Genomic DNA, 16617 nt, shown 5'->3' with positions numbered 1-16617 from the left:
GAGTTAAGGTAGTTAACACTAAATATGTCACTGTTTCTTAACTGGTAACTGGTAACTGCATAACTGGTCACTGATTAACCTCTCGCCTCTTTTCGTCTGCCTATTTTGACAGTAAGTTCGTCTTTGATGCGGTTGAGGATGGATGTTTCGTCTAAGGAATCTAGAATGCTTCTGACGACTGCTTTAGGACCGTCTGGACCCCAGGATGCCCCGTTGGCTAGGTAAACTTTAGCTACTTGCCCAATTCCGTAGGAAGATACCCCCGCTACTGCTGCTTGAGTTACTGCTACGGAAAAATAAGCGCCGAGAGTAATGCCGCCTGTAGCTGGAGCAGATAAACCTAGCAAGCCTTTGAGGGAACTTAAACCTAAGTTTGCCAGAAGTTCGCTAGCACTTATACCGCCCATGCTGAGGGCAATTCTTTGCAGTAGCGATACGGCTCCAGCTTGTGTCATCTCTATGCCGTAGAGTTTAGATAAAGTCAAGATTAAAGTTACGTCAATTACTGCACCGCTAAAGAGATCGACTACAGTAACGGGGTTAAGGGCGATCGCTAAAGCTTTAGTCATTACCGCCCGCCAAATTAATTTATTAGCACTATTTTCCCGAATTTCTAGTTTGCGCCCTACTAAGCGATCGTTAACTTCGTCTGCAAATAGCATGGTATTGAGGGCAACTAAAGCTTTGCCTTCTCGATGCAATATCTCTAATATTTTGAGTTTTAGTTCGTCAATTTGCGGTATGCCAGGGCTGCGTTGTACCATACGACTGCCATCAGGACGAGCGATCGCTTTGGCAATTAAGGGAGAACCCGCAGCCATCACAATTTCATCTGGCGATAGTAGCTCTTTTACCCGTTCGTCTCGAATTTTTTGGTAAATTGCTAGACGATCTGCTTGCGGATACTGGTCAATTTTATTAAATACTAGCAATATTGGCTTGCCAGCATCGCGCAGTTGAGACAAAGCTGCGTGTTCTACTTTAGTCATGTCGCCAGCAATGACAAATAAAATTAAATCTGCCGATCTAGCAATCTCTGTCGCCAACAAAGCACGAGTTTCGCCGTCTACTTCGTCTAATCCAGGCGTATCAATCAATTCCACCTGAGAATTACCAGCACCAGGTAGAGTAACCATCACCGTTCGCGATTCGCTATCGCCGACAACTTGTTCTTCTATCCGCCAAGCAGCACGTTCCGAGCTAAGGGTAACGCCATGCAAAGGACCTGTGGCAAACACTTTTTGCCCTAACAAAGCATTAAGCAGAGAAGATTTACCGCGCCCTACCATACCAAATACTGCAATTTGGACTACTTGCCGCTCTAAGTTATCTAACATTGTTTCTAACTGAGCAATTTCGGTTTCTAATCCCTTGCGTTCTTGGGGCGTAAGATCGAGTTTGGCAATCAAATCGCGCAAAGCTGTTTGAGCTTGTCTGTAGTTTAACTGTGCCTGAATGTCGTCAAAACTCCAGATCGCGCTGTCTAGTTCAGAGTCTACATCATGATGATTAGAGGTCGGTTCAGGCAAATTGTAGCTCAAGGTTAAATCTCCGAAGTGAGTGCTTTGTAGACAAGGACGGATAGGGGGAATTTTAGTAATTCGTAATTCGTAATTCGTAATTACAAGGGGATAAGGGGGACTACAGGGGGATCGTTCAATTTCTATCGCTGGTCTGAATTTTTGCGGGTTAAGAAGCTCTACCTTAACAAAATAAGAGTTAATTTACTCTTTTGGGTTTGGCTATAAACTGCAGTAGCTATTAGGATTGGTTAATAAGTAGCAATTAGTATCAGTAGTAATCAATTGTGAGTGGTAAGCGTTTGCCAGAAACAACTGCCTATGTCAGGATTACCCGTCAATCTTGGCAACAAGGCTTACTTGAAGGGGAAGTAAGGGCTGGGGAATTTGAGTGGAATTTTCAATGGTGTTTTCGTCGCGGCGAACTTTCCGTTAAACCCTCTCAAGGTCGTGCGTTAATTAAAGAACCCCTCGGTCGCTTTTTAGAGCAAAAAGACTATCAACTTGAGCCAGGCGGAGATTATGACTTTACCATCCGAGCGCAGTTATAGGGGACAAGGGGGAGTAAGAGAGCAGGGGAAGTATTTAACTGGTCACTGGTCACTGGTCACTGTTATTTTTAGGTATCTCTCGATTAGGAGAATGGCAACTATATCGTCTATTGGCGCTGGTGGCTCTCTTAAGCCTTGGGGAACGAGTTTTGCTAGCCCTTTGGGTGGATACATCTGCCAGTAACGATCGCGTGCCTCTAAGGTACTGTTATGCTCGTCTACCATGACAATTGGTAGGCTGTTGCACGTTGATTCTAGTTGCGATCGCCATTGTTTGGCTGTAGTGCGATCGCCCATTACAATTACAGAAATTGGCAATTTTTGCAGTAAAGATTGAATATTTGCGATCGCGCTTTGGGCTGGTACGGTTTGATGATAGTACAGTTGTAGATCTTCCCCCATCACCGCCAATCCACACTTATCGCGCCCAGGATCGAACCCCAATATTGTTGATTGCATCTTATTTCGATCCCCCTAATCCCCCTTGTCCACCCAAAGAAGGCATAGGCTTAACTGCATCTCTCAGTTGTTCGCCCACCAGTCTTTTTGTCCCAAACACAACTTGTCCGTTTCTGACTGCTACTAATTCTACTTGCGGTGGTCCAGCAGTATATATATTTTGGGCAGCAACAGCTTTAATCTCTACTGCTTGGTTATACTCTCTCAGTTGCTCGATAAAGCTCAGTAAAGTTTCAACTCGACCATCGCTAATCAAAATTGTATCGCCTATTATTCCGGCACGACGAGCGCGAAACCTTGCTGCATTTAGTAGTAACTCTACTCGTTGACGCATTTCTTCTGGCGACATAGTAGCAGGATCGGCAGGAATAGCTGCTAATACGTCTCCTGTAGGAAACACTACTTGATTGAGCGTTACATCAATAAAAGCTTGAACAATTCTTTCCCCTAAAAGGTAATTTCCCGCAGAAACAATCCGTACTACATAATCACGACCATCATCAATCTGAGATATTACTTGCTCTACGCTAGATTTAGCTACTTGTACTACTAACTCATCGCCAGGATTTGTCCCAGGTTGAGTTAGCTCGATCGCATTGCGATTTGCTTCTCGCAATAGTTGCTCAACTGCTTGACGTGCAGCTTTTGGTTGCTGAATGCGTACTACACCAGCAGCAAGCACTCTACCGCGCTCTAAGGCAACGTTTCCTTGACGCAAAACTTGAAAATCTTCGTAGTACCCTTCTAGCTTGGCGACTTCCTGTTCGAGAAATTTTTGTTGGGTTTCTAGGGCTTTAAGTCGAGTTGCTCTTTGAGCAATTACTTTATCGCGCTGGATAAGTTCGCGATCGCGTTGTTCGATCTCACTGTCAAGTTTAGCAATTGAGCGATCGCGTTGGGCAATCTGACTTCTAACTGTTTCTAGTTCTACGCTCAGTTGTTGGCGTTCGTCTTGTAGTTTCTGAATTTCCGCTCTGAGTGTTTTTGCTTGCTGGGAAACTGTTTTCAATAAATTTTGCGCTTTTTCAAACTGAGATGCAATTTCACTCAAGCGCTCTTGAGTACGGTTTAATTGAGCGTTTGTTTGCGTTTGTTTGATTTGAGTGCGACTAAGTTGCGCCTGAGTTTGTGTTTGTTTAGTAATAACAGCTTGCAAAGAGCGATTGATAGCTTGTAAACGTTTTTGAGCTTGAGCTTGTCTAATTTGTGCTTGTCTTTGTTGCTCTTTTTGTTCGGCTCTAGCTTGCTGGAGTTCTGTTTCTGCTCGCTCTTTTTGTTGTCTTGTTGCTTCTAGTTGTTGCGTTGTCGTTTCAACTTGCTTGCGTCTATTATCTAAGTCTCTTTGAATTCTCTCTAATTCAAATACACCTGTACGCAATCTTTCATCGGCAGCAAACAAAATCGCTAAAGTCGATGCAGAAATAATGCTTCCTGTCAATATAGTAACTAAAACAGCAGTTTTGCGCGGGCGGAGCTTAAATAAACTCAGTCGAGCCTTACCAACGCGCGTACCAATGCGATCGCCTACTGTGGCAATTACCCCCCCTAAAATTAATATTGCTGCAATTAAAATTATCCCAGTGGTCATCTACACCGTCTCACTACCCACTCAGATACAGCCTACTGCAATGGCATAGGTTTTGGTAGTTTCCTTTATGGGAAAGCAGGGGAGCAGGGGGAGCAGGGGAAGATAAGAAAAAATTACATACTATCCTCCTTGTCTCCTTGTCCCCTTGTCTCCTTGTCTTAAGTAAATTGCTGACTTAAAGCTACTGGGTTATGGAGTGTGATTTTTTTCTTGTGAATTGAAATCATTTTTTCTTGGCGTAAGTCGCCTAATAAGCGAGTTACAGTTACGCGGGTAGATCCTATTGCTTCGGCGATCGCTTGATGGGATAGTTTGAGATCGATAGTGATGCCGTCAGTGCTGGGTACGCCAAAATCCCGGCACAAAATTAACAGAAAACTTACAAGTCTCGAACCCATATCGCGGTGCGCTAAAGTTTCAATCATCATTTCTGTTTGCAAAATCCGCGATGACAATCCTTTAAGCATTAACATCGACAATTCTGGGTTATCTTTTAGGGCTTGCTCTACTTGCTCTATTGGGGCTGACAGCAACTCTACAGGCGTAAAAGCTACTGCATGATAGAATCTATCAGACCTTTGCCCTGTAAGCAGCGACAGCACCCCAAAAACGCTGTTTTCTCTTAGCAGTGCTACGGTTATTTCTTCACCAGCTTCGTAAACTCTAGACAGTTTGACAGCGCCTTTAAGCAGAAAATAAACTCGTTCTGCTGGATCGCCAGGAAAAAATATCGTTTTGCCCCGTTCAAACACTTCAACTACTGGGGGAAACGAACCTGCTCCTATTTGACGGAAAACCGTCGCTAAAGGTCTATCTTGCATCACGACCATATTTTTTCCCCCAACGGATGTCCCACAGCTTATAAAGAAAAGTCAGCAGATTTGTACTTTACATCACTAAATCTGACTTTAACTTGTTTTTTTGTATCGTCAGCTACATAAATTTTAAATGACGATCGGATTTCTGCCAAAAATTTAGTTATTTAAAGTTTACCCAGCACAAGTAAGAGATAAATACAAGGGGCTGAGAATATGTACAACTTCAAGTATGCTCCTAAATACAGTGACCAGTGACCAGTGACCAGTGACCAAGTGAGAGTAAAACATTAGAACCCTACCTTGCCTAGTAGCTGCTGATAACTGCATAACTGATAACTGTTAAAGCTCCCCTCGCCCCATTATCTCGTTATGCTAGATTTAACTGGAAAAAACGCCCTTGTTACTGGTATTGCCAACAATCGCTCGATCGCTTGGGGTATTGCCCAGCAGTTGCACAAAGCTGGAGCTAATTTAGGTATTACCTATCTACCAGACGATCGCGGCAAGATGGAAAAGAAGGTAGCAGAACTTGTAGAACCCCTTAATCCCAGCTTATTTGTACCTTGTAACGTGCAAAACGACGAGCAAATTCAAGCTACTTTTGACACGATTAAGGATAAATGGGGCAAGTTAGATATTCTCATTCATTGCCTTGCTTTTGCTAACAAAGACGACCTCAGCGGCGACTTCAGCAGCACCTCACGCCCTGGTTTTAACCAAGCTTTAGAAATTAGTACCTATTCGTTAGTCCAGTTAAGCGGCGCAGCTAAACCGTTAATGAGAGATGGCGGTAGTATTGTGACTCTGACTTATTTGGGAGGCGATCGCGTAGTACCAAATTACAACGTTATGGGCATTGCTAAAGCAGGTTTGGAAATGAGCGTCCGTTATTTAGCGTCAGAAATGGGCGGGCAAAATATTCGCGTTAACGCCATTTCTGCAGGTCCCATTCGGACATTAGCATCCTCCGCAGTTGGTGGCATTTTAGATATGATTCATCATGTGGAAGAAATTGCTCCCTTACGCCGGACAGTAACGCAGTTAGAAGTAGGCAATGCTGCTGCCTTTTTGTGTAGCGATTTAGCTAGTGGGATTACAGGACAAATTCTGTATGTAGATGCAGGTTACGAAATTATGGGAATGTGAAGATAATTCGTAATTCGTAATTCGTAATTGCAGATTTCAATTATGAGGCGATCGCGTGGTGTAGAGACGTAGCAATGCTACGTCTCTAAATTCCCGTCAAAGGTGGCAAAATTGAATAGCAGATATTTTTAAATTAATTTCATGCAAACAAGCGATCGCCAAATCCTATCATCCTTAGCCAGCATTCCTACACGCACTGCTACTATCCACCGGACAACCAAAGAAACCGATATCGAAGTTAGCGTCAATGTAGATGGTACGGGCAAATGCCAGGCGGCAACAGGCATTCCTTTTCTAGACCATATGTTGCACCAAATCGCTTCTCATGGACTAATTGACTTAGAAGTGCAAGCGACAGGCGACCTAGAAATAGACGATCACCATACCAATGAAGACGTTGGCATTACACTAGGGCAAGCTTTAGGGAAGGCTTTGGGCGATCGCCAAGGTATTGTTCGTTTTGGCAACTTTCTCGCACCTTTAGATGAAGCTTTAATTCAAGTTTGCTTAGACTTTTCCGGACGACCTCACCTCAGCTACGGCTTGCAAATTCCGACGCAAAGAGTAGGAACTTACGATACCCAATTAGTGCGCGAGTTTTTTGTGGCAATAGTCAACCACAGTCAAATGACCTTGCATATTCGTCAACTAGATGGGATCAACTCGCATCATATTATTGAAGCAACATTTAAAGCCTTTGCTCGTAGCCTCCGCATGGCAACAGAAATCGATCCCCGCCGTAATGGCGCAATTCCTAGCTCTAAAGGTGTTTTATAACCGTCAAGCGATTGTAAGTTAAGGCTAAAAGCAAGCAACTTCCCACCAAACCGCTATGAATACGACAACTCAATCCCTTACGCTTGAGGAATTTTTGCAGCTACCAGAAACCAAACCTGCTAGCGAATATATCGAAGGTCAGATTTTACAAAAACCTATGCCCAAAAGCAAACATAGCTTGTTACAACTACAAGTTTGTAATGCAGTTAACGATGTAACGGCGAAAGCAAAGATTGCTTATGCTCTTCCAGAGTTGCGTTGTACCTTTGGCGGACGTTCAATTGTTCCTGATGTTGCGATTTTATTGTGGCGAAATATTGAATTTGATGAAAATGGCGAGCCAATAGATGATGTAAGAATTGCTCCCGACTGGACTATTGAGATTTTATCGCCAGAACAAAGCTCAAACCGCGTTATCGGAAACATTCTTCACTGCCTCCAGCATGGTCGTAAGCTTGGCTGGTTGATAGATCCAGGCGATCGCTCTATTTTAGTTTTTCGACCTAACCAGTCGCCCGTATTGTGCCGCGATCGCGATCGTCTCCCCGTACCTAACGATATTCCGCTCAACCTTACCACTGCCCAAGTATTTAATTGGCTAAAAATAGTGTAAAACGCAAACTCTACAACAGATATCGCTCTTTTGGCAGTCGTTTTTAGCAGGGTTGGATATGATATAAAAGTCAATTATTGTTAAAATTTGTTAATCGATGCTGATATCCTCCTCTGGCTTGTCCAAGGTCAAAGACTCAGTAAAAGAAAAAATTTTCTTCGGTCAAGAACCAAGCACCGAGTTAATCGCAATTCTTACTGTATATTTTGTTCAAGGTATTTTGGGATTAGCGCGGCTAGCCGTAAGCTTCTTCCTCAAAGACGAGTTGGGCTTAAGTCCTGCGGACGTATCTGCATTATTTGGGATAGTTGCCTTACCTTGGATTATCAAACCAGTTTTTGGCTTTATATCCGATGGATTGCCTATATTTGGCTATCGGCGGCGACCTTACTTAATCTTGTCAGGAATACTTGGCGCAACTTCCTGGATAACTTTAGCGACAGTCGTACATACAGCATGGGGAGCTACTTGCGCGATCGCACTAGGGTCGCTTTCCGTCGCTATCAGCGATGTCATAGTTGACTCCTTGGTAGTAGAAAGAGCAAGAGCAGAATCGCAAGCAGAAGCAGGTTCATTGCAATCGCTATGTTGGGGCGCGTCATCAGTCGGAGGATTAATCACAGCCTACTTTAGCGGCTTACTCCTGCAGCATTTCAGCACCCATACAGTTTTTTGGATCACAGCATCCTTCCCCTTAATCGTCTCAGTAGTAGCCTGGTACATTTCTGAATTACCAGTCAGCAAACTTGACGACTCCAAATCGGCATTAAGTAACAACTGGTTAACAGTCAAAGATCAACTAAAGCAATTACGTCAAGCCATAACGCAAAAATCGATCTGGCTACCAGCAGCCTTCGTCTTCATTTGGCAAGCCACGCCAACAGCAGACGCAGCATTCTTCTTCTTTACCACCAACGAACTAGGATTTCAGCCAGAGTTTTTAGGTAGAGTGCGCCTAGTCACAAGTATTGCTTCATTAGTAGGAGTATGGATATTCCAACGCTTCCTCAAAACAGTATCCTTCCGAGTTATTTTCGGTTGGAGTACCGTACTATCAGCAGTCTTAGGCATGACGATGCTACTACTTGTCACCCACACCAACAGAGCATTAGGCATAGACGATCGCTGGTTTAGCCTTGGAGACAGCTTAGTTCTCACAGTTATGGGACAAATCGCCTATATGCCAGTTTTAGTCCTAGCAGCAAGACTATGTCCTCCAGGAGTGGAAGCAACATTATTTGCAGTATTAATGTCCGTCTCTAACCTAGCCTCAATATTGTCCTACCAACTAGGAGCAGCATTAATGCACTTACTAGGAATAACCCAGAACAACTTTAGCAACCTCTGGCTCCTAGTAGTAATCGCCAACTTATCCACCTTACTACCCCTACCCTTCCTCAACTGGCTACCAGCCAAAGAAGAACCAAAAGCATCCCAACCCCAAGAAACAGCACCTCAATGGATGCCTAACCTAGTACCCGCAACCCTAATTCCAGAACCAGCCAAAGAACCAGCAGACTAACCTCTATACTCTTCTAACTCCTCACGCACTAAAACGCTTCGCTACACTCTGCGATCGCGTCTAACGGCTTCGCTGCGATAACGCAGTTCGTATAACATCCACCTAAAAATCCGTTCCACCAATGCAAAGCATCCAACTCCAAGAAAGAGCATCTACCGTCCCCCCCAAATCCTACGATCGCCAAGACTGGCAAAAAGGCTACGAATCAGTACAACAAGAAGAAGAATACTGGATCGATAACATCGAAGGGCAAATACCCCCCGAACTTGTCGGCACATTATTTCGCAACGGACCAGGCTTACTAGACATCAAAGGACACCGCATTCACCATCCCTTCGACGGCGACGGAATGATAAGTGCGATCGCATTTAACAACGGTAAAGCCTACTTTCGCAATCGCTTCATCCGCACCCAAGCATTTCTAGAAGAACAAAAAGCCGGAAAAATCCTTTATCGCGGCGTATTTGGCACGCAAAAACCTGGTGGCTGGCTAGCAAACGCTTTTGACCTGCGCCTCAAAAATATCGCCAATACCAACGTTATCTACTGGGGCGACAAGCTACTAGCCCTCTGGGAAGCCGCCGATCCCCATCGCCTCGACCCCCACACTTTAGAAACATTAGGCAAAGACTCCTTAAATGGAGTGCTAGCAGACAAAGAAGCCTTCGCCGCCCATCCTCGCTTCGACCATAGCTGCAACCAAGACAACGGCGCTCCTTGCTTAGTCAACTTCTCAATTAAGCCTGGACTATCCTCAACTATCACTATTTTCGAGCTAAATCCAGCTGGAGAAGTAATTAGAAAACACGCTCATAGCGTCCCTGGTTTTTGCTTCATTCATGACTTTGCCATCACGCCTAATTACTGCATATTCTTCCAAAACCCGATCGCTTTTAACCCCATACCTTTTGTCTTAGGTTTGCGCGGTGCAGGCGAATGCATTAAGTTTCAACCCAACCAACCGACACGGATTATTGTCATTCCCCGTCATGCTGGTAAACAGGTGCAAATACTCGAAACTCATTCTGGTTTTGTCTTCCATCATGCCAATGCTTTCGAGCAAGGGGAGGAAATTTGCGTAGATTCGATTTGTTACGAATCGTTCCCTGAAGTAGAAGCAAATAGCGATTTTCGCCAAGTTGATTTTGATGCTCTTAAGCCTGGACAATTGTGGCGCTTTCACCTTAACTTAGCCGCGCAAACAGTAACGCGGGAGTTAATCGAGAGCCGTTGCTGCGAGTTTCCTAGCGTTCATGCCGAAAAAGTCGGTCGTCCTTATCGTCATCTATATATGGCTGCGGCTGATGGTGCAACGGGTAACGCGCCTTTGCAAGCAATTTTGAAAATCGATCTAGAATCTCAGGAACGGCAACTTTGGACTGCTGCACCGCGCGGCTATGTGTCAGAACCAGTTTTTGTCGCCCGTCCTGGTGGTGAATCTGAGGATGATGGCTGGTTATTGACTGTAGTTTATGATTCCGATCGCCATCGCTCGGATGTTGTCATCTTAGATGCCCGCGATTTGAACCAAGGCGCGATCGCTCGTTTGCACCTCAAACACCATATCCCCTATAGCTTGCATGGCAGTTTTGCCCCGATATCTTTTGCTCCCCAAAGCTGAAGCTGTAGCCTGAAAAAGTAAATATCTAGTAATAATACTGATGCGTGGTAAATATATTGTTTGCCACGCTTATATTTATGCGATGCCAATTACTTACGAATTAAAACGATAAGTAATTATTGATACGTTTTTTTAATTCAATTGCGTAATTTACTCAGAGAGCGAGTAGAAATTATATGTAGAAACTTAATTTATTGTTACTAATTTTTGTCATATTTATATAGGTTTTTTGCTTTAGCAAAATACAACTAAACAATTAGAATAGGCTATTCTAGTTGACAACGTATTTATACCTTTTTGAGCAACTCTAGAATAGAAAATTATTATGGAAACTATCGGTAATAATACATTACGAGCAGAAAATAAAAAGGTTAAAGATAAAAGTAAGAATCTTTAATAGAGACATAAGAACATGAATAACTCGGAAGATGAATACATCACTTATGTGGTGGTAGAACAACAAAATAACGACCAAGTACCAATTGAAAAGAAAGTTAAAATCATGAATAATCCAGAAGAAGAGCGCGTTAGCTACATCTCTGTAGAACCATCAAAAGCAAACTTACTCCAAGGTTTAAACAGTTCTCAACTTGCTGGAGCAGATTTATCAGGTGGGGGAAATTTGGATAAAGTCCGCGATATCTTATTTGGCGGACAAATGCGCGATTATGAAAAAAGATTTAACCGTCTAGAAGACCGTTTGATTAAAGAATGTAGCAACCTCCGAGAAGATATCAAAAAACGCTTAGATTCCCTAGAGACATACATAATGCAAGAAGTGGAAGCATTAAATGAGGGATTGAAAGCAGAGCAGGTTCATAGAGATGACACAACTAAAGAAATTGCTCAAGAATTGAAAGATGCAACCAAATCTTTAGAGAAAAAAATCGGACAGCTAGACGAGCAAACTAGCCAAAAACAGCGCGAACTACGGCAGCAAATTCTCGATCAGTCCAAAAATTTGGACGAAGATATACGCCAGAAGTATGAATCTATACTTGCAGTAATTGAACGCGAAGTACAAGAACTACGCAGCGACAAAACAGATCGCTCGACGTTAGCGGCTTTATTTACACAAGTAGCAATGCGCTTAAACAACGAGTTCGATATGCCCAAAAATCAATAAATTCGGATAAATCTTGTTTTTTGTTACTAAAGCCCAGTGCTAAACTAGCCTGGGCTTACAATTTCCTACATCTACAGTATTATTCCAGCGCTCAATTAACTTAGCTATGCAGTTCAATCGGGAATTAGAAATTGAGCAATGAATAAGGATTCTTCCCTACCTGCTGACAATGCTCAAAATGACGATCGCCATCATGCTACAGATGCAGAAGCGATCGCTCAACTACGCAATTTGTTACTCAATTGCGATTCTACCCAACCAAGCGAAAACAGTGAAGATGAAGCGATCGCTCAGTTACGGGACTTATTACAACCAGAGGAAGCAGCACCAGAGGAGGAGAAGCAAGCACTTTCCGAGTTGCGCCAATTAATACTTAATAACGAACAAAATCCCGCTAGCGACGCGCCAGCACCAACAGATAGCACTCAAAAACCCGATTCACTACCGCCAAATACCAGCGACGAATCCGCTACTGAAGTAGCATTAGCCGAACTGCGTAATTTGCTCTTTAATACTGAAAAAACACAGTTAGGCAAATTGCAGCAACGACTAGACGATCCTAAAGTCTACGCCGAAGATTTGAGCCGAGTATTACCAGAAGCAATTATTCTGCTGTCGCTGCAAAGACATGAAAGGCTTACCAACGCGCTGTTACCGACGATTGAAGAAGCTCTGCAAATTTCGGTAAAAAAAGACGTAAATATAATTGCTAATGCTATTTTCCCTGTAATGGGTCCAGCGATTCGTAAATCTATTCAATTAGCAATTAGCACTCTAGTTCAATCTCTCAATCAAACTTTAGAGCATAGCCTATCGTTGCAAAGCTTCAAATGGCGGCTAGAAGCCAAACAAACTGGCAAATCTTTTGCAGAAGTTGTTTTGCTGCGGACTTTGCTTTATCGCGTCGAGCAAGTATTTTTGATCCACAAAACAACAGGATTGGTATTGCAGCATATCGTCGCTGAATCAGTCGCCGCTCAAGATGCAGACTTAGTTTCGGCAATGTTAAGGGCAATTCAAGATTTCGTTCAAGACTCTTTTAACGTCCCTCATGGCGATGCTTTGCAAACTCTCAGTTTTGGCGAACTAACCATTTGGATCGAAGAAGGTAATGAGGCAATTTTAGCAGGAGTAATTAGGGGGAATGCGCCTACAGATTTGAGATTAAACTTTCAAGATGCGATCGCCAAAATCCACAGCGACTTTCGCACTCAACTTGCCGAATTTCAAGGCGACAATCAACCATTTGAGCCTACTATCGACTACCTGCAAGAATGTTTGCAATCTCAATACGCAATTAAAAAAGAAAAAAGTTCTCTTCTGCTCCCAATAATTTTTGGTTCTATCTTATTAATATTAGGTATTTGGGGCTTTATTGCTTGGCGAGAAAAGCAGCGCTGGGCAACTTTTATTGATAAATTAAACGAGCAACCTGGAATGGTAGTCACTGATTTTGAAAAACGCAGTGGCAAATATCAGCTTATCGGAATGCGCGATCCTTTAGCTACCGATCCCAACATAATTTTACAAGCCGAAAAACTCAACCCCAAAGCAGTTGTCAGTCATTGGGAGCCTTATTTATCATTTGAACCTAGTTTGATTGAAGCAAGAGCAAATCAATTACTCCAGCCGCCAAAAACTGTTAATCTGCAAGTAGACAAAAATGCTATTCTATCTGCTAAGGGTTCAGCTAACCGTCAGTGGATTGTCAATACTCAAAGAGTAGCAAAGACTATTCCTGGTGTTACTCAGTACAACGATGAAGACTTAATTCAAATAGACTTTGAGCAGTTGCAATTGAGTAAAGCAAAAATAGAAAATCAGATAATAAAATTTGATGAAGGAGATACCCAAATTGCTTCTAACCAAGAGCAAATTATCCACACCTTGGTTCGAGAAATTAATAAATTATACGATGCTGCACCTTTACATAACAAAAATGTAAATATCCAAGTTATAGGACATACCAACAACAGCGGCTCTGAAAAGGAGAATTTGCTATTGAGCCAAACAAGAGCTTATGCAGTTTTAGATATCTTAAAATCTCAAGGGTTGAATAATCTTGAAATCGCTGCTATAGGAGTAGGTGCAAAACAACCTCTACCCACGACAGACGATCGCGAACGAGAAGAAATAAATCGTAGCGTTACTTTCAAAGTATTTTTAACAGATAGCATTAATCAAAAAACCGACCGATGATTCAAAAAAAAATTTGTATGATAGGTGCATTTGCTACTGGGAAAACTAGCTTAGTAGCAAGATTTGTTAAAAGTATATATTCAGATATATATCACTCTACTGTAGGAGTAAAGATTGATAAAAAATCAGTCAAAGTAGGCGAGCAAGAATTAAACTTAATTTTATGGGACATTCACGGCGAGGATGAGTTTCAAAAAGTGCAAATGTCTTATTTGCGAGGCGCATCTGGCTATCTTTTGGTAGTAGATGGTACGCGCAACTATACTTTAGAAAAAGCTTTGTGCTTGCAAAAGAAAGTAGAAACAGCCATCGGCAAAGTGCCATTTATCTTAGTTTTAAATAAGTTCGATCTTACAGAAGACTGGGAAATAGAAGAAACAACCTTAAACGAACTTATAGAACAAGGCTGGACAATAATTAAAAGTAGTGCCAAAACTGGATTAGGTGTAGAAAAAGCATTTTTAAATTTGTCTGAGCAAATGTTAGCAAAATAGCGCCAAATGCAAAATATCCCCACTCCCGTTCTCGATTATGCCTGTAACTTGATTGTTGAAGAACGTTCTCTAGCTTACCTGTTAGTTGCTAAAGATGGGCGATTGTTAGGGTGGGGGGGTAAATTATCAGCTTACGGCATCGACAATTTACAGTCGGGAGAATATGCTAGCGATCGCTTAATTTTTCTAGCCGGACTTTTGCCTTTAGATAATGCACCTATATTTTTGCCTTGCACTGATATGGAGTCTGGAAAGCAAGGATTTTGCGCTGACGTACACATCTTTGCTGGCGATGAAGGCGACTGGGTGGTATTGCTCGATGCTAGCTTAGAGCGCAAGCAACACCACTTGATACAACAAAAAGGTAACGAGTTAAGCTTGCTCCGATCTGAGCAAGCTAAAGTATTAGATCGGTACTTTGGCAAAGAAAAGGGATACTTAGCTCAAGGGTTGCTGTCTATAGACGAAGACGGAGAGTGGCGCGACGTTACTATTTTGATGGTAAAAATTTGTGGATTTACCGCTTATAGCAAGTCTAATTTGCCCACAACAATATTTAAAACACTAAATCTTTACCTATCTACCATAGTTCAAAAAATTCTTGATGAAGCTGGCATGATCGATAAAATAAAGGGCGATACTGTAATCAGCTTATTCGGTGTTTTGCCTTCTAGTGGCTATGCTCCCGTTCAAGCTCTTAAAGCTGCATTCCTGATGCTGGAATCTGTCCAAGAGTTAAATCAAAGGCGACAGCCAGAACTGGCGCTAGAAATTGCAGTTGGGATTACATCTGGTACAGTCGCTTTAGGCTTAGTTGGCAACAAATTTAATAAAACATTATGTACTATCGGCGATCGCGTGGATTTGCTAGTACACTTAGAAAACCAATTTAGCCCTAAAGAAATTTTAATCGATGAAACGACATTCGAGCGCATTCAAGATTTACAAACACATTTTTCGGCTAAAACACTCGTACAACCAGGAAGTACCACACCAATAACAACTTATTCCTATAGGGTAAGATCATGATGCAATCGATTGAAGCCAATCTTTTTGCTGCTCTAGATATAGCAGTTATGGAATATACTAGCGACTGCTGTTTTAGAATGGTAGGAGCCTTACCAGATTGGTTGATCGAATTTTACCCAGAAGCAGCAGCAAATCAAAATAACTTGCTGCCAGGAGAAAAGTTTCCCTTCTTGGATAACTTTATTATTGATGCTGAAGAATTTTGGCACAGCAGTCAAACTCAGCCTTTAAAATCAAATATGTGGACGGAAACAGATCCGTCAGGCAACGAGTATCATTTTGAAGCATCGGCATTTCGCCTCAACAATACTAAGTTACTACTAATTTCTTTAGTTGAAGACGCTTACCAAGAAAAGCAATTTTTATTACAAAAATGCCGAGAAAGTAATCTAAATTACGACAAATTAGTGAAGGAATCTCAGAAAAAAGAGATTTTGATTCATTGTATCGTTCACGACTTAGCTGGACAACTAACAGCAATTAAGTGTTGTTTCGATCTACTCAGTTTTCAAAACTTGACCCCCAAAGGCATAGAATACCTAGATATGGGGAAAAAGCAAGCTATTAAGCAGGAAATGCTGATTAGAGACATTCTAAATGCTTTCTCGGCAGAAGTAGAGTCTCTAGAAGCTTTTACACTCGATCCAGAGCAAGCACCCGATGCACTTGCTTGTGCTAGCGAAGTAGTAGAAACATTATTGCCTACTTTTACCGCCAGCCAGATGGATTTGCGATTAGATCCAAACATCAATCTGGAACTAGATTGGAAAGTTGTCGGCGAGAAGTCGCGTTTAGATCGAGTTTTGACTAATTTAGTAGAAAATGCTTATCGCCACAGTCCGGTAAATTCTACCGTAACTATCGATCTGCAGCACGAAGGAGATTTTACTTTAATCTCTGTCAATGATGAAGGTCCTGGCGTACCGCCAGCGATGTCCAAGAATTTATTTAAAAAGTTTTCTCAAGGTAGAAACAAAGTCGGGAAAGCTGGATTAGGACTATACTTTTGCCGCATTACTGTAGAGCGTTGGGGGGGTAGAATTGGCTACAGTCCTCGCGCTGGCGGTGGTTCTCAATTCTGGTTTAGGTTACCTCAACCAGGCTTGGAAACGCAAACTCGCAGCTAAATTAGCAAACAAGCGATCGCGCTTAAT

15 protein-coding genes are annotated in these 16617 nt (G+C 42.4%); 11 read left to right on the top strand and 4 right to left on the bottom strand.

The annotated features are described in order from the left end of the window. Positions 1–74: 74 nt before the first annotated feature. A complete protein-coding gene (locus UH38_RS22270; RefSeq protein ID WP_045056899.1) occupies positions 75–1541 on the bottom strand; it encodes a GTP-binding protein in 1467 nt (488 codons plus the stop codon). A gap of 266 nt (positions 1542–1807) precedes the next feature. Here UH38_RS22270 and UH38_RS22265 point away from each other — a divergent pair, with 266 nt between their 5' ends. Beyond that, positions 1808–2071 (top strand): DUF3146 family protein, encoded by a 264-nt coding sequence (locus UH38_RS22265; RefSeq protein WP_045056898.1) that lies wholly within the window; start codon positions 1808–1810, stop codon positions 2069–2071. Positions 2072–2113: 42 nt separating this feature from the next. On the opposite strand, the gene ruvX is transcribed toward UH38_RS22265, so the two are convergent. The 3 genes from ruvX to ntcA form a co-directional block, all read right to left on the bottom strand. Further along, the gene (gene ruvX / locus UH38_RS22260; RefSeq protein ID WP_045056897.1) at positions 2114–2530 is read right to left on the bottom strand and encodes a Holliday junction resolvase RuvX; all 417 of its coding nucleotides are present in this window, start codon (positions 2528–2530) and stop codon (positions 2114–2116) included. Position 2531: 1 nt separating this feature from the next. Further along, positions 2532–4118 (bottom strand): DUF3084 domain-containing protein, encoded by a 1587-nt coding sequence (locus UH38_RS22255; RefSeq protein WP_072044978.1) that lies wholly within the window; start codon positions 4116–4118, stop codon positions 2532–2534. A 158-nt stretch (positions 4119–4276) separates the two neighbouring features. After that, positions 4277–4948 carry a global nitrogen regulator NtcA gene (ntcA, locus tag UH38_RS22250; protein WP_045056896.1) on the bottom strand — a complete coding sequence of 224 codons (672 nt, stop codon included), beginning with the start codon at positions 4946–4948 and terminating at the stop codon, positions 4277–4279. Positions 4949–5305: 357 nt separating this feature from the next. Between ntcA and fabI the strand changes: the two genes are divergently transcribed. The 10 genes from fabI to UH38_RS22200 all read left to right on the top strand — a co-directional run bounded on the left by fabI (position 5306) and on the right by UH38_RS22200 (position 16590). Then, positions 5306–6082, top strand: coding sequence for an enoyl-ACP reductase FabI (fabI, locus tag UH38_RS22245; protein WP_045056895.1), 777 nt, complete (start codon positions 5306–5308; stop codon positions 6080–6082). Positions 6083–6223: 141 nt separating this feature from the next. Beyond that, the gene (gene hisB, locus UH38_RS22240; protein WP_045056894.1) at positions 6224–6859 is read left to right on the top strand and encodes an imidazoleglycerol-phosphate dehydratase HisB; all 636 of its coding nucleotides are present in this window, start codon (positions 6224–6226) and stop codon (positions 6857–6859) included. 55 nt (positions 6860–6914) lie between these two features. Further along, entirely contained in the window at positions 6915–7472 is a 558-nt protein-coding gene (locus tag UH38_RS22235) for a Uma2 family endonuclease (protein WP_045056893.1), read from the top strand. A 97-nt stretch (positions 7473–7569) separates the two neighbouring features. Beyond that, positions 7570–8994 (top strand): folate/biopterin family MFS transporter, encoded by a 1425-nt coding sequence (locus UH38_RS22230; protein WP_045056892.1) that lies wholly within the window; start codon positions 7570–7572, stop codon positions 8992–8994. A 121-nt stretch (positions 8995–9115) separates the two neighbouring features. After that, entirely contained in the window at positions 9116–10615 is a 1500-nt protein-coding gene (locus UH38_RS22225) for a carotenoid oxygenase family protein (protein WP_045056891.1), read from the top strand. 502 nt (positions 10616–11117) lie between these two features. Continuing rightward, positions 11118–11741, top strand: coding sequence for a hypothetical protein (locus UH38_RS22220; RefSeq protein ID WP_045056916.1), 624 nt, complete (start codon positions 11118–11120; stop codon positions 11739–11741). A gap of 138 nt (positions 11742–11879) precedes the next feature. Next, positions 11880–13940 (top strand): OmpA family protein, encoded by a 2061-nt coding sequence (locus tag UH38_RS22215; RefSeq protein ID WP_045056890.1) that lies wholly within the window; start codon positions 11880–11882, stop codon positions 13938–13940. Beyond that, positions 13937–14434, top strand: coding sequence for a Rab family GTPase (locus tag UH38_RS22210; protein ID WP_045056889.1), 498 nt, complete (start codon positions 13937–13939; stop codon positions 14432–14434). The genes UH38_RS22215 and UH38_RS22210 overlap by 4 nt, the downstream gene beginning before the upstream one ends. A gap of 6 nt (positions 14435–14440) precedes the next feature. Continuing rightward, positions 14441–15463, top strand: a complete 1023-nt coding sequence (locus UH38_RS25690; protein ID WP_072044977.1) for an adenylate/guanylate cyclase domain-containing protein — start codon at positions 14441–14443, stop codon at positions 15461–15463. After that, positions 15460–16590 carry a sensor histidine kinase gene (locus UH38_RS22200; protein WP_045056888.1) on the top strand — a complete coding sequence of 377 codons (1131 nt, stop codon included), beginning with the start codon at positions 15460–15462 and terminating at the stop codon, positions 16588–16590. The genes UH38_RS25690 and UH38_RS22200 overlap by 4 nt, the downstream gene beginning before the upstream one ends. The last annotated feature ends 27 nt before the right edge of the window (positions 16591–16617 follow it).

Origin of the sequence: Aliterella atlantica CENA595 (assembly GCF_000952155.1) — a bacterium.
GTDB lineage: Bacteria > Cyanobacteriota > Cyanobacteriia > Cyanobacteriales > Chroococcidiopsidaceae > Aliterella > Aliterella atlantica.
Note: the sequence above shows the minus strand (reverse complement) of the source record. Positions and strands in the feature narration are given on the sequence as shown.